Genomic DNA, 19,546 nt, shown 5'->3' with positions numbered 1-19,546 from the left:
AAACAGTAATAACTTTTGTGGGGGTATTGATACGTCACCACATGTATATCTGTCTAAGAAAAGTAGCAATATGCGATGTTGTGATCAAGCTCAGGTAATCTCGACAAGTAAAGGAGAATTAGGATTACTTCTCTTGGTAGGTTGCCTTATTCTTGTAAGCATTCCTACCGCTTCATGCCGAAGTCCTTCACCAACTGTTTATGTTGCAGGGGACGGTAGTGGGGATTTTAACTGTGATGGAAAAGATGATCATATACAGATAAATCAGGCCCTTAAGTTTGTAGCAGATAACTCTGAATATACCACTGTCCACCTCAAAGGTCCTTTTACGTATGTTATTGATGATACTCTTCTAATCGGCAGCAATACTATTCTTGAAGGGGATTCGACTGCTGTGATCAAACTGGTTGATCACGCAGGCTGGGTTCCAATGAAACCACTGATCCAGCAGATGAGCAATTTCGGAAATAACAACATTGTAATAAGAGGATTCGAGGTTAATGTGAACCATGACGGTAACACCGAGTTCGCTAAGGGTAAAGGATACTATAATGTGATTTACTTCCTTTACTGCAAGAATGTAACCGTATGCGATATGTACATGCACGACGGACACGGAGACGGGCTGAGGATAAAATATGGCGAGAACGTCCAATTTTACAACAATACTATCTACAAGCTCGGACACGACGGTCTGTTTGCAATTCAGTGCCAGAACGTAGAGGCCTGGAACAATACAATAACCTGCAGGACTAACAGCGGTCTTAGAATCTGGAACTCAAACCATGTAAAATTCCATGATAACGTAATAGATTCTTTCTACCACTGGAGTGCAGGCGGGCCAGGCATTCAGGTCGAAAAATCTGCAGGTATTATGGACGATGTAGAGATCTACAATAATACTATCCATAATACCTATTGTCCTGGAATCTGGCTTTTCAACTATGATAGCTCTTCTGCTACCAAAGACCAGGCAAAAAATGTCTATATCCATCACAATACTTTCTATGACACGGGCACTAATCCTAGCGTTACCTGGGTAGGTGGCATCATAGCAGGCGGATTCGAAGATACTGTCATTGAAAACAATATCTTTGACGGAATATATCACACTGCAATTGCCAATATGTATATCAATAGTTATTCGCCAACCTATGTACCAGAAGGTGACGGATTCACAACAATTGTTCGAAACAACATAATTGTAAACGCCCAGAAACGTACAAAGGATCCTAGTGGGACAGGGTATGGAATTATAAATTATCTGCCTGAAACACATTCCTTTGTGCTGGAAAATAACTGCCTTTACAATAACTCAGCAGGTGACTATAAAAACTGCACATCGACAACTGATATCTATGTAAACCCTCTTTTTGCAGACTCGGAAAAGCATGACTATCATCTTCAGTCGGTTTCAGGCCGCTGGGACGAAAAAACCTGGGTTAAGGACAAAGTGCATTCTCCCTGTATTGATGCTGGTTATCCATTCTCTAACTATTCTAACGAGCCTGAAGATAATGGAAACAGGATCAACATAGGAAGATATGGAAACACTATATATGCGTCTCTTTCAAGAGATAATCACGCTCCTGTACTGGACTCTATCCCCGAGACTACAGTTAAGATTGGAGATAATTTGAGCTTTATAGTGAAAGCTTCTGATGCGGATGGAGATAACCTTACATACTCAGCTTCAGTTCTTCCTGTAGGTGCAAGTTTTGATGGAAAGTCAAGGCTTTTTAGCTGGACGCCTTCAGACGGACAGGAGGGGCTATATGCAATATATTTTAAAGTTAGCGATGGTAAGCTCAACGATTCGGGGGTTGCAAAAATAAGTGTCGTTAAAGAAATTCCTTTGAATTTCTCTGGCGAGATGTATGACAACCGAATGCGTGAAGCTTCTCCTGAAGATATCTTTTCTGATAAACCATTTCTCGACGTCGGAGGAATGAGCGGTGTTGGCAAATACAGAGACCTTATATGGTTTAACGTAAGCGAATACACCAATAATACTGAAATCAGTAGCGCAACTCTTTCCCTTTTCTGGTATTATCCTTCCAATTCACGACCAAATGATACTATTATCGAGGTTTACAAGCCTGTTGCTTGGAATCCTGACTATGTGAGCTGGAATAAAAAGAATAAGGATATTGCGTGGAACAACGCTGGAGGAGATTGGTATGATAAAAATGGTATCCTTTTGGGCAGTACTCCATATGCTACACTAACCCTGAAATCCAGTAGCTTGCCAGATAACAGGTACTATGAGCTTAATGTAACTGACCTCGTAAAAGAGTACGTCAGCGGCAAATCTGCAAACATGGGTTTCCTGATAAAAGCCCGCAATGAAAGTGATAACTATATCGCTTTTTACAGTGCTGACTGTGGAAACACGAGCCAGGCACCAAAGCTTAATATTACGAAAAGGGTAGCTACAAACGCAACTATTATTGGCGCAAAAGACAACCGCCTGCGTGAAACCTCACCCGAGGACGTCTTTTCCGATACATCATATATCGATGTAGGAGGACTGGGTAGTGTTGGAAGGTACAGGGATGTTATATTATTTAATTTAAGTGAATATCCCAGCGCCATAGAAGTAAACAGTGCAACTCTTTCCCTTTTCTGGTATCATCCTTCCAATTCACGACCAAATGATACTGTTATCGAGGTTTACAGGCCTGTTGCCTGGAATCCTGACTATGTGAGCTGGAATAAAAAGAATAAGGATGTTGCGTGGAACAATGCTGGAGGAGATTGGTATGATAGAAATGGTGTCCTCTTGGGCAGTACTCCATATGCTACGCTAATCCTGAAAGCCAGTAGCTTGCCAGATAACAGGTACTATGAGCTTAATGTAACTGACCTCGTAAAAGAGTACGTCAGCGGCAAATCTGCAAACACGGGTTTTCTAATAAAAGCCCGCAATGAAAGTGATAACTATATTGCCTTCTACAGTGCTGACTGCGAAAACAAGAGTCAGGTACCAAAACTGAATCTAGTGTACAAGTAAGGTTTATATTCTCAACGAAGATTTCCATCACTTCCAACCCAAGAATAAACTTCTGTTGTCGGATGTTTCGGAACTTTTTTATTTTAATGTGCAAAAAACACGAATTTTTAAGATTTTCCAGAAGGAATCTTTTTAAGCGAACTAGTGTGGTTTTTAGACCTACTAATCGGGATTAATTTATTTTTGCTCCCAAACTTATTCTTCTTTTTAAAAGTTTTATTATCAGGTCAAAATTAATAGGCCAGAACTTACGGCGTCTACATTCTTATTTCTTTCTACATCTTCTATCTGCTTTTCAGAAAGTCTTATCCAAACGCGCACTGGACTTCTACCAAAATTTATCTCAACGCAAAGGCTTTTATCTCTTGTAGAAATCTCTTATTGAGGGTAGTTGGAGTTTGGTTGTTGTTGAAAAAAATATGTCTAAATAAATTTAAAGTTAACACTGAATATAAGTATGATATATTGAAACTTTTGAATTCAAAATTAAAGATACTTTATATGAATGAAACTTATTATAATATAGGTATAAATAGAACCTCTACTGAGAGGTTGAAATTTGAGCAAGATGATCAGCGTTCAAAAGGATTTAAATATCAGGTTTTGGATAGTGAGTGGATTAAGTTGCGAGATAAATTCTAGTAGGTTATCTTCGTGAATTCATAATCCAGGTAGTTAAAAATAGAGTCTTTTTAGGTGATATGGTGTCATATCGAAAGTTTGTAAAGGACGTTGGTCTTATCGGGACAGTTCAGATACTTACGAGCCTGGGCACTTTTTTCCTACTTCCGATAATCACAAAAACCCTTGGAACATATGATTACGGACTTTGGGCGCAGATCAATATTATTGTATCTCTAATATCTTCCCTTGCACTTATGGGTCTTTCCGCGGGCTTTGTCAGGTTTTTGTCTGCCGAAACTGATCAAAAAACGATAAGAGAAGCCGTATATTCTATTCTGTCCTTTGTGACGATCTCCGGCTTTCTGGCCTCTTTATTGGTCTATATGTTTGCAGAACCTCTCGCGACCTTTGTTTTTAAGGACCCTAAAGCAACTTATTTTATCCAAGCAGGTTCCGCCTTGATTCTCTTGAGTGTAGTTGAATCAATATCTCTTTTTTATTTCAGAGTCTTCAGGCAGATTAAAAAATACTCTTACTTTACTCTTTTCGAAACGTTTGGAAAGCTATTTTTTATTCTAATCCTTGTCAAAGTGGGATATGGGCTTTTAGGCATCATAGGTGCAACCATACTTGTACAAGGTTCCATTGTGTTAATTTCCCTTGTGATAATGGTATCGCAGATAGGATTTATTATTCCTAGATTTACTCACATAAAGGAGTACCTGCAATTTTCTCTTCCTTTAACTCCAAGTTCTCTTGTGAGATGGATCACAGAATCAAGTGACAGATTTTTAGTAAATTATTTTCTGGGTCTTGGGAGCGCGGGTGTATATTCAGCAGCTTATTCCATAGGAACTCTTATCCAGCTTCTTGTAACTCCTCTTCAGGTTATTCTTCTCCCTGAACTTTCAAAGTTATTTGATGAAAATAAACTTGATCAGGTAAAAATCTACTTATCGAGTTCATTGAGATATTTCCTTCTTATTACCGTTCCAGCTGTTTTTGGCCTTTCTGCTCTTGCAAAACCTCTTCTTGGAATTTTTACGACTCAAGACTTCCTTTCAGGTTGGCTTGTAATCCCGATTGTTGCATTTTCGGGCCTTTTAGCAGGGGTTTTTCAAATTTTTGTCAATATAATGTTTCTTGTAAAAGAAACGAAATCTACGACTTACATCAATATCATTGCTGCAGTTTCGAACGTACTACTCAATCTTTTGCTCATACCTTCTATTGGATTTATAGGAGCAGCACTATCAACCTTGATCTCTTATTTTTTAATGATTGTACTCTGTATCTACGTATCTAGAAAGCATTTTGTGTTTGACTATTATTATTATGACATTGCAAAAAGCATCCTCTCCTCTTTTGGGATGTATCTGTTTGTTTCTCACTTTGCTATTTCAAGTATCTTTGAGCTTTTTGAGATTGCAGGTATGGGTGTACTTATCTATGTGGTTATGATGTTTATGGTAGGTGGATTCAGCGACCACGAACTTTCTTTAATACGAAAGTACTTATTCAAAGTCAAAGGCGAAGTCAAACAGTAATCTTACATTTATTTTTATACTGGCCAATAAAATATTGTTTAGGAAAAACTGGAATAAAAGTTATTCTACTAACTTTTCCCCAAGTAGTGCCCTCACCGTTTCCCTAATACTTCTCTCCGATGTATAGACTGGTTTCCAGCTCAAACTTTTCATTTTTTCAATCCCTAATCTCATCCTTGGCACATCGCCTTTCCAGCCCCTGTTCCCTCCGGTATAGGTAAATTCGACATTAGAAAGCCCCATCTCTTCTGTGACAGCCTTTCCTATTTCTGTAGCACTGATGGTGTCCTCGGAGCCAATATTAAAAATATTTACTTTTTCTCCACTGTTCTCAATTAAAAACAATATCGCATCAACGCACTCCGACACATGCAGGTAGGATTTTTCCTGCTTGCCGTCGCCCAGGATTTCCAGAAGATTAGCGTTTTTCCGCAGCTTTTTTATAAAATCGATCGTAATTCCATGTGTACTGCGTGGGCCAACGATATTTGCGAAGCGAAATATCCAGGTCTGCATATCAAAGGTATGAGAATATGAAGTAATAAAGGCTTCACAGGCCAGTTTAGAGGCACCGTAAAGAGATATAGGAATAAGAGGGCCGTAATCTTCTGGAGTAGGCATAATGCTCGCTTCCCCATAAACTGTCGAGGTGGAAGTAAACGCAATTTTTTTAGTATTATTTTTCCTCATTGCTTCCAGAAGATTATAGGTCGCCATAATATTCTGATCTAGATGGACTCTTGTATCCGAGGCTCCGAGCCTGACATCAGGATTTGCGGCCACGTGACAAACAAAGTCAATACCTTTACAGGCTTTCTCTATCGCATCTTGGTCAAGAAGGTCTCCTTTTATTAGGGTAAATTTCGGGTTTTCAAGATGATTTTCTATAAATTTCATTTTTCCTGAACTCAGGTTATCAAAAACAGTAACTCTGCTTCCTTTTTCTATAAAGTGATCTACAAGGTGGCTCCCTATAAAACCGGCTCCTCCTGTCACAAGTATTTTATTCTTTGCAGCCATGGAAAATTCTCCAAACAATCTTTCCAAACAATCTTTAGATTAATACTTTATAATGTCTTAAAATAATCAGAAAATACTTTTATTTCATTTCCTATATGTGGGATGAGTAAATAACCAGGGAAATTAAAGATGTTCCGGTTAAGAAGTATTTTTAACTCAACTATATGAATAACCTTTTCACAGAATTCCTTTCACCGGAGAGTTTATCTTGACCGTTAAAAAAGCACTTATTCCTGCAGCAGGCCTTGGAACCCGTTTCCTGCCTGCTACCAAGTCGATGCCTAAAGAAATGCTTCCTATTATTGACACGCCTGTGATCCAGTATGTTGTAGAGGAAGCTATTGCCTCGGGAATTGAGGATATTATCATTATCACAGGCAGGGGTAAAAGGGCAATTGAAGACTATTTCGACGATTCTCCTGAACTCGAGATGCACCTTGCTAAAAAGCATAATACTGAACTTCTTAAGCTTGTCAGGGACGTTTCTTCCCTTGTGGATATTCACTATATCCGCCAGAAAGAGCCAAACGGGCTCGGGGATGCAGTCCTCAGGGCAGAAAACCATATTGGAGACGAACCTTTCGCCGTGCTTCTCGGAGACGATATTATTGTAAATGACAAGCCCTGCACTGCTCAGCTCATAGATAATTTTGAGAAATATGGGAGGTCCACGCTCGCAGTGGAAGAAGTTCCTCATGAAAAATTAAGCAGCTATGGAATTATAAAGGGAAAGCCTCTTAATAATTCCCTCTATGTACTTGAGGATATTGTCGAAAAGCCGTCCCCTGAAAATGCTCCCTCCAATCTGGGAGCAATAGGCCGCTATGTTTTTACTCCTGAAATCTTTGACTGTATAAAAGAAGCCGGGACAGGGGTAGGAAACGAAATCCAGCTGACTGATGGGATTCGGGTCCTTAACAGGTCGCAGATGATCTACGCATGCAGGTTCAAAGGAAAAAGATTCGATACCGGCGACAGGTTAGGGTACGTAAAATCAATAGTGGATTTTGCCCTTGAAAACGAAAACCTTAGAGAAGACGTACTTGAATACCTAAGAGAAATTATAGCAACTGTAAAGGAACCTTCAGACAAATAAGATCCCATAAATAAAGCAGTTAGAAACCAGAAAAATTAAACTATTAAACTTATGTAAAAAGGGAAATAATTTCTGCCGGTTTTTACCAGCAGAGCCCTTCACAATCTACGTTTTTCGCTTTAATTACCCTCCTTCCATCAATTACTATCTTTTCTTTCATGACTTTAAATTCAGAGTCAAGTTGCTTGAATTCATCCCATTCTGTCATTACGAGGCAGGCATCAGCACCTTCAAGAGCATCCTTAGCTTTCCCAGAGTATTCAATTGTTGGAAAGATTCGCTTCATATTCTCGGTTGCCATTGGGTCATAAGCCGAAACCTCTGCTCCTAGTCTTAGAAGTTCAGCAATGACAGGGATAGCTCTGGACTCCCTTATATCATCTGTATCGTTCTTAAAAGCAAGCCCAAGGACTGCAATCTTTTTGCCTGCAAGGCTTCCTATTTTCTTCTGGAGTATTTCGGTCATCAGAATTGGCTGTTTTTCGTTTACTCCAATTACGGATTCCAGAAGTGCTGGAGAATATCCTATTTCTTTTGCTTTTCTTATAAGCGCTTTCACATCTTTTGGGAAACAGGAACCTCCAAATCCTGCTCCTGAATTCAAAAACCTCGGGGATACCCTGGAATCCTTACCTACCGCTTCCATAACCTCGTAGGTATCAACGTTTAACTTTTTGCAAATATTGCCAATCTCATTAGCAAAAGATATTTTGGTTGCCAGAAGGGAGTTATTTGCATATTTGATCATTTCGGCTGTTGATAGATTCGTGTGGGTGACCTCACATTTAAAGGTCCGGTAAAGTTCCGAGACAAGATTTCCGGATTTTTGGTCAATTGCTCCAACAACTATTTTATCAGGATGCATAAAGTCGTAGACGGCTTTTCCTTCTCTGAGGAACTCGGGGTTCATTGCAACTCCAAAGTCTTTTCCGGCTATCTTTCCTGAAGTTTCTTCAAGGATGGGAAGGACAAATTTTTCAGTCGTCTCAGGCACAACTGTACTTTTAACAACCACTACATGGTATCCCTCTTTCTTTGCCAGTGTTGCTCCTATACTTGCTGTCGCCGCACGAACAATTGAAAGGTCTATACTTCCGTCCTGTGCGGAAGGAGTTCCTACACAGATAAAAGAAATGTCCGTATTCCTGATCGCAGATTCATAGTCATTGGTTGCAGTGAGACTTTTTCCGGCATGTTTTTGCAAAAGCTCTCCAAGTCCCTCTTCGTATATCGGGGGAATGCCTGCATTTATTTGATCCATCTTTTTTTTGTCGATATCTACGCAGACTACTTCATGCCCGACTTCTGCAAAACATGCGGCTGTGACCGAGCCCACATATCCTGACCCTATAACGGAAATTTTCATAAATTGAACCTCTTTACTGAGAATTGGAGAGTAATCAATTCCAATTCTTATTTATTTTTTGATAGGACCTCCTTCTAGGTCTACTATAGAAACCGCCAATCTATACGGCTTTCTGCACTAAGTTTCCAATAATTCTTCATAAGTTTATATAGTTTAAAGGCTTATACCTTGTATAGTTAGGATTTAACACATGTTTTGATAATTCCTTTACATAAGTTTTGGGGGATTTTATATTGTTTTCAATACTTGGCCTGAGTGCAGAGTTTGCAGTGGGAAATTCTCTTCCAGATTTAGGCATCTGCTTTCTCTCGACGGATTTTGGAATCCCTGTATATTATCGGATAACGGTCTTGGGACTAATTGCTCTTGTGGGTATGAAGGAAATGTTGCTGGCTTCCAGAGAAGAAGATGAGTTTTCTGTGGATTCGATGGATATGGGAATTTATCCTCTTGTAATATGCTTTATTGCTAGTTTCCTCGTCGCAGGCTTCAAAATAATTTTTACTAAGTAATCTCCCTATTATCAATAAATTTATTTATCCAGTGTTTCTTTTTTCTCCCAGTAAGTCTATTTTCCTGTCAAACTAGAAAAAGCTTTATAACGTTTATTTTCCTATTTTTGAGGATATAATGTCTATATTTCTCAACACTGAAAATTTTAATTATCTTAGTTCAGTAGTTTTGTTTCCATAATTATTTATCTTTGAGCCATTTATCTTCTAATCATAATATTGTCTGTTAATGGCTCTAACTGAGTTAAAAAATTAAATTTTATAACGGTACTATTAAGGGGGACCTCCAGCCGCTGGAGAAGGATAGTTATTAATTTTAATGTAGAGTGAGGTGGGAGAGGTCTATCTGACAGAACAGTTTGAAATCGGGGTTGAGTGAAAATCAGGAAATCTCGAAAGACTACTCGAACAGACAGACTTTCTTTCGGTGTATTATAGTCGTAGGAAATATTAATTGGGGAGTGAAAAGTTGAGAGTTCTTGTCGATATAGGGCATCCAGCCCATGTTCATTTTTTTAAAAACACTATATGGAGTCTTGAGAAAAAAGGGCATCAAGTAATGGTAGTCTCGCGAGACAAGGATGTAGTAATAGAGCTCTTGAACGCCTACGGAATTCCACATACGGTTTTGAGTAAAGTAAAACCAGGAAAGATTAATTTGCTTGAAGAATGGTTCATAAGAGAATTTAAAACTTTTAAAATTACCCAGAAATTTGATCCTGACCTTTTTATAGGTGTTCTTTCTCCAGTTATAGCTCAGGTAGCTTGGATACAGCGGAAAAAATCCATAATTTTTAACGACACGGAACACGCGGTACTGGCCCAGAAGTTAACCTATCCCTTCTGTGACATAATCTGTACTCCTTCATGCTATCTAAAAAACGAAGGACGAAAACAGATAAGGTATAGTGGATATCATGAACTGGCTTATCTTCACCCATCTTATTTTACTCCCCGTCCTGAGATCCTGAAAGACCTCGGGGTAGAGGAGGGGGAGCCTTTTACAATCCTTCGCTTTGTTTCATGGGGTGCTCATCATGATTTCGGCCAACATGGAATTAAAAATAAAGTAGCACTTATTCAGGAAGCCGAAAAATTCGGAAAAGTATTCATAACTTCAGAGGGGCCTCTTGAAAAAGAATTTGAAAAGTATCGAATCTGGGTCTCCCCAGAAAAAATTCACCATTTGCTCTATTATGCCACTCTATATGTGGGTGAAGGAGCAACGATGGCTGTTGAGAGTGCAATCCTGGGAACTCCAGCAATCTATATTTCCACTCTTGCGGGAACTATGGGGAACTTTTCTGAACTTGAGAAGAAATACGGTTTGCTTTTTAATTATAGTGATTCGCAATCTGCCCTCACAAAAACTATAGAACTTCTCAAAGATTCGGAACTCAAGAAAACCTGGGGTCTGAAAAGGGCTGCTCTTCTCAGGGATAAAATCAATGTTACCGAGTTCATGGTCAAACTCATAGAAAGCCTTCCTGAAAAAAAATCTAAATATTCTTTATCTTCGGTTTCGGATGAGTCTTATGCATGAATTACTGATGAAAAACCAGGATATATGGGATCTTTTCACTCGAAAAGAAGAATATTATCCCGAAAAGCTGGATGAGCACCAGCGTTTTCTTTTCTCTAAAAAAGATCTCCAAAATGCCTCTGAGCCTGAGGTCTCCAGATACCTTATGGAAAACGGGATGCAGGTCGAATTTCCTGAAAATAAATCATTTGCTGTTTGTTTGACTCATGACGTAGACGATATTTACCCAACTGTTTCCCATAGCTTGTTGTCAGCAGCCTACAGCCTTAAGCAGTTAAATTTCAAGGATTCTGTAGCTCAGTTACTGTGGAAATTGAGGGGAATAGACTACTCCCCTTACCTTAATTTTTCTAAAATTATAGATATTGAAGCCAGTTTTGAAGCAAAGTCCTCCTTTTACTTCATTACTGCAGAAGCCGATCCAATACGATTCAGGTATGATATAGAGGACATAGAACATCATTTGGGGGAAGTTTCAGATAGAGGATGGGAAGTTGGTCTTCACGGAGGTTACTATTCATATGACAATCCAGAAAAAATAAAAAAAGAAAAAGAAAGGCTTGAAGCAATTCTCGGTAAAAAAATCATAGGTTTTCGCAATCATTACCTCAGGTTCAAAACTCCAGACTCTTGGGAAATACTTGCAGATGTGGGTTTCAGCTATGATTCTACTTTCGGGCACAGATACTCAGTTGGCTTCAGGAATGGAATGTGCCATCCTTTCAGGCCATATAACCTTAACACAGGAAAAGAAATTGATATCCTCGAAGTTCCACTTATCGTTATGGACGTTGCTCTTTTTAAAACTTCAAACTCTTTTGAGGAAGCCTGGGAACGCACAAAAAATCTTATTGATACTACAGCAAGCCTCAACGGTGTTATTACCCTGCTATGGCACAATTTTGTATTCGGCTGCAATTTTCGAAAAGATTGGGTGAGACTGTATGAGAAGGTGCTTCAGTACTGCTCCGAGAAAGACGCCTGGATGACAAGTGGGGAAGAAATTTACAGGTGGTGGGCAGATAGAAACTGACTTCAACGGAAAGTATCTGCTGGTTACCCCGGCAAAGAATGAAGAACAAAATCTGCCCGACGTTTCGAAGGCTGTGATAGAACAGGAATTAAAACCTGAGTTATGGATTATAGTCGATGACGGAAGTACAGATGGAACACCCCGTATTCTCGAAGACCTGCAGTCAAACTGCTCTTGGATCCAGAGCATAAGATTGCCTCCAAGGCCAAGAGATATTACTTTTCACTACAGTTATGTCTGCAAGCAGGGCTTTGACTATGCGCTTGAGTATTGTAGGAAAAATAATATCGAATTCGAGTATATAGGCCTTCTTGATGCTGATACGGTACTTGAAGAAAATTATTTTGGAAAACTTCTGGCTGAGTTTAAAAAGGATAATTCTCTCGGAATTGTAAGTGGGGGAATATATTATGATACTGACGGAAAACTTTCCTTGGAAGTAACTGCAAAAAACCTTCCTCGAGGCACAGGAAGGATCTGGAAGAAAGAGTGCTTCCTCGAGACTGGTGGTTATCTGGTTGAACCGTCTCCAGATTCAATTTCTAACATCAAGGCTCTTTTGCAAGGCTGGCGGCTAATGCAGTATGCTGATGTGGTTCAGATCCAGAAGCGTAAAACGAGTGCAGCTAACGGGCTCTGGAGTGGATATCTCAAAAACGGTTGGATGGCTTATTACCTTGGCAAAAACTCTTTCATGGCCCTTCTAAACGTACTTTATTTTTCCGTGAAGTCTCCCTACTATACAGGCATTGCCTACTGCTGGGGGTATTTTGGCGCGGCAATTAGAAGGGAGAAGAAAATCCAGGATCCCGAAGTAAGGACTTACTATAGAAACCAGGGATTTGGAGGACTGTTATCCAGAATGTCAAAAAATTCTAGTCGGAATTCGAGAAATATAAAGGAGAGAGAGTAGTGAATATCGGCAAACGTCTAGAAAGAGCAGTTCACTTACAGGTGATAATTTGAAGATGCTTTTTCTGGATATGGTAAGACCTCTTTCTCTTGCTGATGGCTCGCTTATCCACAGGTACGAACTTGTTAGCAATCTTGCGAGACTTGACAATGAGATCCATATTTTTACTGTTGGTAAGACTTCGATTTCAAATATGACCAATGTTCACAGCCATTATGTTCCTCCTGGGAACTTCCTTTCACTTACTGTAAACTATTTTAAAAGTTCTATACGCCTTCTGGGTTCCGAGACTTTTGACGTGTTATATACTCGCAATCCAAATTTTGGTTTTCTTGCTGGACTATTCTGTAAAAGCAGATGTAAAATAGTTGTTTATGAATTAAATGGAATTCCTGAAGACGAAAAGAACCTCTTCAGGGAAAAATCTGAAGAAAATAAATTTTTACAGTCCGAAATAAGAAGTAAGTTCTCAAACCAATATTTTTCTGCACATGCAAGGTTAAAACTGTTTATTCTCAAGAAAGCTCTCGGGTTTTCGGACAGAATCATTGCTGTGACTCCCGGGATAAAAGCAAATCTTGAGAAGAGTTATAACATCCCTGGAGAAAAAATAGTCGTGGTTTCCAATGGGGCAAACACTTTCCTGTTCCGGCCGCTAGAACAGGAAACCTGCAGAAGAGAACTTGGTCTGGACCTTAAAATTACTTTTATATGCTTTGTGGGCAATCTTGCTCCCTGGCAGGGAGTCGAGTATCTATTAAAGGCAGCTCCATATATACTTTCCAAGTCTCCGGAATGTCACTTCTTGATTGTCGGAGATGGAGCCATGAAAAACGATCTTATGAAGCTCTCTCGGGAACTCGGAGTTGAGGACAGGTTCACTTTTACTGGTGTGATTGCCTACGACCGCGTGCCTCTCTACGTTAATGCCAGCGATATCTGTACCGCTCCTTTTATATTTGCCAGAAACGCAAAAATAGGCTTGTCTCCTTTGAAGTTATATGAGTACATGGCTTGTGGAAAACCTGTAGTTGCGAGCAATATCAGTGGTGTATCCGACGTACTCGAGGCTTCCGGAGGGGGGATTCCTGTTTTTCCTGAAAACCCGGGCGCTCTTGCAGAAGGCATTTTTAAACTGCTTGAAGACCCCGGTTTAAGGATGAAATTGGGTTCAAAAGGTTTAAGTTATGTTACTGAAAATTACAGCTGGTATAGCGTTGCGAAAAAGGTTAACGAAGTCTGCAAATCAGCATTTGAGGCCGAGAAATGAAGGCTTGAAATCAGTCTTATGTTTTCCTATAATTCATCAGGATAAAATAGTTATTTATTTGTACGGGGCTTAAAATGGACGAAATTGAAGTTAGAGAATTAGCGCCATCTGAATATCATGAATGGGATTTGCTCGTAGAAAAAGCTCAGCCTGGTACACTCTTCCATACAAGTGAGTGGCTTGGAATTTGCAGGGATGTCCTGTCAAAAGATCTTAGAATTTATGGTTGTTTCAGAAAAGACGAGCTTGTAGGAGGATGTCCTCTTTTTGTTAAAAATATCAAAGGAGCTTTGACAGTAGCGAATTCTACTTGTGATATGACCAGCTACAGTGGGCCTCTTATAAAAGAGAGTGCCAGTTCCAAAGCGAGTAAACAGGTACAGGAAGTTCACGACATTCTTAATCCTCTCAGGGAATTCCTCTGCAAGCAGGGATTTGATAGTATTCACCTTACGTTTGCTCCAGGTTTTAAAGACGTAAGACCTTTTACGTGGTACGGATGGGATTCCACTGTACACTATACCCATTATTTGAATCTGAACGAAGATGTAGATAATAACATTTCAAGAAAGATTCGAAGGGAACTTAAAACTGCAAATGAGGCAGGACTTAAAACAAGGATATGGAATGATCCTGAAACATATTACCATCTCCTCTCAATGGTCTACGAAAAACAGAACTTAGCCCCTCCCCTTCCCAGAGGGTTCTTCGAAAGAGTGTTTAAGCTAATTCAGGAAAAAGATATTGGCTATATGTTTGTCACAGAGACTCCTGAGGACGAAGCTATTGCAGCTCATTTAAATCTGTATGGAAAGAAATGCACTGTAACCTGGACCTCAGCCCTGAACCCAGATTTTGGCCGTTTGGGTCCCAATGCTCTTCTGTATTATAATGAATTTCTTGACCTGAAGTCCCGAAATTTCGAGTACATGAACGTAATGGCAGCAAATATTTCCAGGTTTGCGGATTTCATTATGGGCTTTTCTCCTGAGTTAATTCCCTATTATAGTGTGACTCTAGAGAGCAAAAAATATTCAATCGCAAAAACCCTGTATAAAACTACTCACAAAGAAACTTACTGACAAAAATCATAATTTTAAGAATATGAAAGTCAGGAAAACCCCAAAATTACTTTTTTCATTTTTTCTAATAATCTTTCTTTGATTTATTCCTGACTGATACTCTACTTTTTTATGAACTGTATATAGATCCACGACTGGAAAGCGTTGGTTTATTCCTGACTGATACTCTGCTTTTCTCTATAAACGAGATTTCTTAAAAAAATCAGCTTTCAAGGTTTTTTTCTAAAAAGGGAATTAAACCTTTTCAGGTTCTATTTTTTATATTCACGAGAAAGGCCGAAAATATCTTCTTGAAAGTAGGATCATCACGAAGAGCTACCCCGTAATAGATAGGAGTTATGATGATAGCTGCAAGCATAATGATATAAAAACTCGCAGAAAGCGCTTCTAGCAGAATCAATGGGATTGAGATAACTACCCCGATTGCTGTATATTTAATGAGGATTTCCAAGCTTTTCCTTTTATTAATCCCTACAAGATTAAGTAAGTATGCATTATTCCATAGCGAGAATATAACTCCTGTGAGGCTAAACAAGCAAAGGGAAAACTCAGCACTTTTTCCGTAAATTCCCCCTATAGCAAGTACTATGAACCTTGAGATTAAAAGAGCCGTACTGTAAGTAAACCAGACTTTTTGCTTTTCAAATACACTGTAGAGAGTTGAAATGGGTAAGGCAAGGAAAACAAGGAATATAAACGGCACAAGGATTTTTACATAAGTGCCTGCTACATACCAGTTTTTTCCGAAAGCAAACGTAAATATTTCTTCTCCCAGAATTAGTAGGAGTATCATAGGGAATATTCCTATTAAAATTAGCTTTTTGTAAACTTCGCCTACAATAGTTTTCATATCGCCACTCGAATTCCCATTTTTCACTTCACTGATTTTCTGAAAGAAAACCTGTTGTATAGCTGTCCCGATAAGTCCCATGGGCATATTTACTACCTGATTCGCAAGTGAAAAATATCCGACAGCGCTTGTGCTGTAAAAGTATGCGAGCAAGAAGGTAGGCACCTGTGGCGAAATCGTATTTGCAAGTGTAGACCACGAGCTAAATAACGGAAAATTTTTATATTCAATAGCCATCTCCTTCATTTTTTTAACTGATACTTTACTGAAGACCTTTAAGTCTTCTCTTACGCCTTTAAGCATTGCCAAGTCTGCAAGTCCATATCCAAGAGTATAACCTGCTATTAGACCCAAAGGTGATGCGGTCCAGAAAGGAATTAACTGAAAAACTTTGGTCGATAAAGCGTTTAATACTCTGGATCCTGCAACAACTCCAAAACGTAGTTTTCTTGAAAGCCAGTAATTCTGCACGAAAAAAAGACCATTAAAGAATACTATTGCAGGAAGATAGATTAGATACTTTGAGGATCCCTTGGTATGAAATATATACTCAATAATATGCTCAATACCCTCAGGAAAGATTATCACTGCTACAGCTATGAGTAAGGATATAAAAGTGACTAAAATTGAGGAAAGGAAAAATATATTTGCAGAATCCTCTTCGGATTTTGGTAACATAATAGCAAACTGGTATGAAAAAGTAGAGAAAATTACCAGGATGCCTGATACTGCCACAAAAAGCTGAAACACTCCCATATCATCAGGGGTGTAAATTCTAGTGATTATTGGTACAAGAAGTATTCCCAGAATCTGTGAAGCAACACTTCCTGATACAAGTTTTAACACATTACCGATAAAGTTTGACATACTATTTCCAACTCTAAAACATAAACCCTAATAGGTGGGCTCTTTTTTCGTTCCTCAGTTAGTAAACAGAGACCATTTGGGGCTCTTAGTTTCTAGCCGCTTTTCCTTCCTTCATGTAAGCAAGTACCTCTTCGTTATCATATACCCGAGCGTAGTCATATGCTTCAAATCTATTGAAGAATCCTACTGGCAATGCCTGGATAAAATTCACTCCATAACGTTCAGGATCGTTAATAGAGACAGGTTCTTTTAATGTCGACTTCCTCAACAAAATCATAGGATTGCCGTCAATCTCTCCAGTCTGTATATGCTGAATGTTAAAATACGTTGCGTTACTGGAATCATATCCTCCGTCCCTGTAAAAGAGACAACTGTCATAGGGAGAATCCATCAGGATGTTTCCGGAGTACTTCAAGGTTACTGTTTGAATGGCATTAATTTCAATATTTTTAAACTGATTTCTTACGGTCGTGTCCTTTCCCACAAGTGGGTTGTCTTTATTTATACCTGGTGTCGTAACCATTACAAACGAAAATAGCAGAATGATTGTGAACATCACAGGAACCTTTGCTCTTTTTGAGTTAAAGAGACTTACTAATTTTAACATATATGAAGCGGATACAAGTACCAAGAACACTGCTATCAGTGGGAACCATCGGCTTGTAAGGAAATTCCTCATCCCAAGTAAAGGAATTCCATAAGCAAGACCATACAGAATTATAACAACTAAGGCAATAGAGAATTTATTGATTTTTTTGACATTTCCGCGAGAAAACCACGCTAATACCCCTCCTATTGCGAAAAAAGGTAGAGCAAGGTAGCTTATGTGGAGTAAGAGTGTTTCCAGTGTTTCCTGATTATTTGCGGGACCCAAAATCAGTTCCTCGCTTGAGTAGCTTGTTCCTATCTGAAGTACATCCATAAGAGGACTGAGAACCATTTCAAGAAAAGAGGTTTTAGGGTCGACAAATGTGAACATCCAGTATGTTTGTAAACTAATAACAAAAAAGAGTATATAATTAAAACTGGTTGTTCTCACGGAAAGACTCTTATATACATAATTATGCAGATATTTGCCTGCGCAAATTGAGACTATAGAAAGAAATACTACAAAAGTTGTCAACTGGTGAGTCAGAACCATTAGAATAGTAATTAGCAGGATAAATCCTGTATATCTCAAGCTCTGTTTCTCGCTAAATATCGCATATATGATGAATATAAAGTAGCAAAGAACAAGAGAACCCGGAGTTATGTTTGTAATGCCTGCAACGATATTATGATTATTTAAGTTTATTAGTAAAGTCGCCAGCAAACCCATCTGAACACCTTCAAGTTTCTTTCCTACAAGGTAAACGCCTATTGTACTGAAAATGCTGGCAAAGCCTATGGAATAAAATATTGCGTCTTTGATATCGGTTTCGCCTATTACCTGAACAATTGATAAAAAAATATGAAATAATGGGTAGTAGAAGTACTTACTGCTCGTTTCAATCGGCGCAACAAACCCGGTATCAGTAATTGCCCGTGCCATGCTTGCGTGGAAATAAGCATCATAGCCCATTAAACTCGGAAAATTGTAAAAAATTCCGACTCTGATGAGAATAGATAGCAGGAATATCTGCAATAATAAAGAGGTCACTCCGTCTCCCTCTCTAATGTAAAGAATTTGGGAGGCAATAATGGCTGCAAGAATACATATCAGTATAAAAGAAGATATAGGCCTGTAGTACAGATTCGTGCTATATATAAAAACACATGCTAGATAAATGAAATAAAACGAGACGCCCATTATACTTTTAAATCTGTCTTCTCGGGAAGAGATTGCGGCCTCACTCTTAAATTTATTTCTAAATATATAATAGATCAAACAGGAGGAAAGAATGGCAATTCCAATGTCTTTCTGGTTTAGGTTGATGATATAGTACAAAGAAATAATTAATAATCCTAAACCGAACCCTATGACGCTGAGAATCACATCAAGATTTGTTGTAAATCTCTCCGCGTATCCTTTTACAGTTTCCATACAACCCCACAACATAATAATTTTTATAACTTCATTTTTCAACTTAAAATATTTTTTGCCGTAAGTCCGGACCTTTTTTACGGATTGCTTCTCCTTTTATATCCTTTCACATCTCAGCCTGTCTTAATTTCAATATTTTTCTTCCAACATCTGTATATTTCAGCTCCCGATGACGCCCAGAATCGATGTCATGAGTCAGGCATACAGCAAATTTTTTTCCTTCAGGATATTCGGGATTCAGACCGTTTTTTTATTAGAAAGCTCGAGATCTCAGGCTCAAAAATGTTTCTTTGATTGCTCAGGTAATATGAAAATTTTCCGTATTTATCTAAAAGGATAGGGTCGTACTCTTCTCTTTTTGTAAACAGCTCCCACAGCTCTTTATTTTGTTTCACTTTTTTGATCAAAGTATCCCCCATAATCATACTTCTTAGATCTTCAACTTTATTAAATATTTGGTTAACTCTCTTTTGTCCTTCTCATTTAGGAACTTATCTTGATGAGCCTGTCATATCAATCTCTTCCCTACTGAAACCCCGTAACTTTTTCACAGGTATCTTATATCTCTCAAATTACAACTAAAAACTTTATTTTTTGCTCTGCCAAAGTCACTCTGGAACTTTCAAGTCCGGTTTACACATCATCCTTTGGATTACATAAAGTTGGAATGAAATATTATAATAACTGACTCTATCATCAATTCTCCTATTCCCCCAGAATCTCTTTCAGTACGGTTTCTTTCCATATTCTGACATCTTCTTAATCAGAATTGTTTTAATTACGCAAA

At 38.7% G+C, this 19,546-nt stretch carries 13 protein-coding genes; 9 read left to right on the top strand and 4 right to left on the bottom strand.

Annotated elements, in window-relative coordinates; translation table 11 throughout:
- Positions 1-70 precede the first annotated feature (70 nt).
- On the top strand, positions 71-3,013 hold the full coding sequence (locus tag BP621_RS08065) for a disaggregatase related repeat-containing protein (RefSeq protein WP_292389042.1): 2,943 nt from the start codon (positions 71-73) through the stop codon (positions 3,011-3,013).
- Positions 3,014-3,714: 701 nt separating this feature from the next.
- Complete coding sequence (locus tag BP621_RS08060; RefSeq protein ID WP_292389041.1) at positions 3,715-5,184, top strand: flippase; 1,470 nt, start codon at positions 3,715-3,717, stop codon at positions 5,182-5,184.
- A 60-nt stretch (positions 5,185-5,244) separates the two neighbouring features.
- Here the strand turns inward: BP621_RS08060 and BP621_RS08055 are convergent, their stop codons facing one another.
- Entirely contained in the window at positions 5,245-6,204 is a 960-nt protein-coding gene (locus tag BP621_RS08055; RefSeq protein ID WP_292389039.1) for an NAD-dependent epimerase/dehydratase family protein, read from the bottom strand.
- A gap of 208 nt (positions 6,205-6,412) precedes the next feature.
- Here BP621_RS08055 and galU point away from each other — a divergent pair, with 208 nt between their 5' ends.
- Positions 6,413-7,300: a UTP--glucose-1-phosphate uridylyltransferase GalU gene (gene galU / locus BP621_RS08050; RefSeq protein WP_292389038.1), complete on the top strand. Its 888-nt coding sequence runs from the start codon at positions 6,413-6,415 to the stop codon at positions 7,298-7,300.
- Between the two features lie 82 nt (positions 7,301-7,382).
- Here the strand turns inward: galU and BP621_RS08045 are convergent, their stop codons facing one another.
- Positions 7,383-8,666, bottom strand: a complete 1,284-nt coding sequence (locus tag BP621_RS08045; protein ID WP_292389036.1) for a UDP-glucose dehydrogenase family protein — start codon at positions 8,664-8,666, stop codon at positions 7,383-7,385.
- A 233-nt stretch (positions 8,667-8,899) separates the two neighbouring features.
- Here BP621_RS08045 and BP621_RS08040 point away from each other — a divergent pair, with 233 nt between their 5' ends.
- From BP621_RS08040 to BP621_RS08015, 6 genes are all read left to right on the top strand, one after another.
- Positions 8,900-9,178 carry a hypothetical protein gene (locus BP621_RS08040; protein ID WP_292389034.1) on the top strand — a complete coding sequence of 93 codons (279 nt, stop codon included), beginning with the start codon at positions 8,900-8,902 and terminating at the stop codon, positions 9,176-9,178.
- A gap of 469 nt (positions 9,179-9,647) precedes the next feature.
- Positions 9,648-10,721, top strand: coding sequence for a DUF354 domain-containing protein (locus BP621_RS08035; protein ID WP_292389032.1), 1,074 nt, complete (start codon positions 9,648-9,650; stop codon positions 10,719-10,721).
- Positions 10,705-11,754 (top strand): polysaccharide deacetylase family protein, encoded by a 1,050-nt coding sequence (locus tag BP621_RS08030; RefSeq protein ID WP_292389030.1) that lies wholly within the window; start codon positions 10,705-10,707, stop codon positions 11,752-11,754. Before BP621_RS08035 ends, BP621_RS08030 begins: the two co-directional genes overlap by 17 nt.
- Positions 11,714-12,667 carry a glycosyltransferase gene (locus BP621_RS08025; RefSeq protein WP_292389029.1) on the top strand — a complete coding sequence of 318 codons (954 nt, stop codon included), beginning with the start codon at positions 11,714-11,716 and terminating at the stop codon, positions 12,665-12,667. The genes BP621_RS08030 and BP621_RS08025 overlap by 41 nt, the downstream gene beginning before the upstream one ends.
- 49 nt (positions 12,668-12,716) lie before the next feature.
- Positions 12,717-13,937: a glycosyltransferase family 4 protein gene (locus BP621_RS08020; RefSeq protein WP_394339290.1), complete on the top strand. Its 1,221-nt coding sequence runs from the start codon at positions 12,717-12,719 to the stop codon at positions 13,935-13,937.
- Between the two features lie 74 nt (positions 13,938-14,011).
- On the top strand, positions 14,012-15,019 hold the full coding sequence (locus BP621_RS08015) for a GNAT family N-acetyltransferase (protein WP_292389027.1): 1,008 nt from the start codon (positions 14,012-14,014) through the stop codon (positions 15,017-15,019).
- Positions 15,020-15,263: 244 nt separating this feature from the next.
- Here BP621_RS08015 and BP621_RS08010 read toward each other — a convergent pair whose 3' ends face one another.
- Positions 15,264-16,715, bottom strand: coding sequence for a lipopolysaccharide biosynthesis protein (locus BP621_RS08010; protein WP_292389025.1), 1,452 nt, complete (start codon positions 16,713-16,715; stop codon positions 15,264-15,266).
- A 106-nt stretch (positions 16,716-16,821) separates the two neighbouring features.
- The gene (locus BP621_RS08005) at positions 16,822-18,759 is read right to left on the bottom strand and encodes a hypothetical protein (RefSeq protein WP_292389024.1); all 1,938 of its coding nucleotides are present in this window, start codon (positions 18,757-18,759) and stop codon (positions 16,822-16,824) included.
- Between the last annotated feature and the right edge of the window lie 787 nt (positions 18,760-19,546).

The sequence above is a fragment of the Methanosarcina sp. UBA5 genome (genome assembly GCF_002505485.1).
In the GTDB taxonomy this organism is placed as follows: Archaea; Halobacteriota; Methanosarcinia; order Methanosarcinales; family Methanosarcinaceae; genus Methanosarcina.
The sequence above is the reverse complement of the archived record's forward strand: the minus strand, read 5'-3'. Positions and strand labels throughout refer to the sequence as shown.

What these genes read in the sequence shown, in the direction of transcription:
- BP621_RS08015 (WP_292389027.1), top strand. Translation starts at nt 14,012, where the DNA reads ATGGACGAAATTGAAGTTAGAGAATTAGCGCCATCTGAATATCATGAA.
- BP621_RS08055 (WP_292389039.1), bottom strand. Translation starts at nt 6,204, where the DNA reads ATGGCTGCAAAGAATAAAATACTTGTGACAGGAGGAGCCGGTTTTATA.
- BP621_RS08045 (WP_292389036.1), bottom strand. Translation starts at nt 8,666, where the DNA reads ATGAAAATTTCCGTTATAGGGTCAGGATATGTGGGCTCGGTCACAGCC.
- BP621_RS08060 (WP_292389041.1), top strand. Translation starts at nt 3,715, where the DNA reads ATGGTGTCATATCGAAAGTTTGTAAAGGACGTTGGTCTTATCGGGACA.
- BP621_RS08030 (WP_292389030.1), top strand. Translation starts at nt 10,705, where the DNA reads ATGAGTCTTATGCATGAATTACTGATGAAAAACCAGGATATATGGGAT.
- BP621_RS08065 (WP_292389042.1), top strand. Translation starts at nt 71, where the DNA reads ATGCGATGTTGTGATCAAGCTCAGGTAATCTCGACAAGTAAAGGAGAA.
- BP621_RS08005 (WP_292389024.1), bottom strand. Translation starts at nt 18,759, where the DNA reads ATGGAAACTGTAAAAGGATACGCGGAGAGATTTACAACAAATCTTGAT.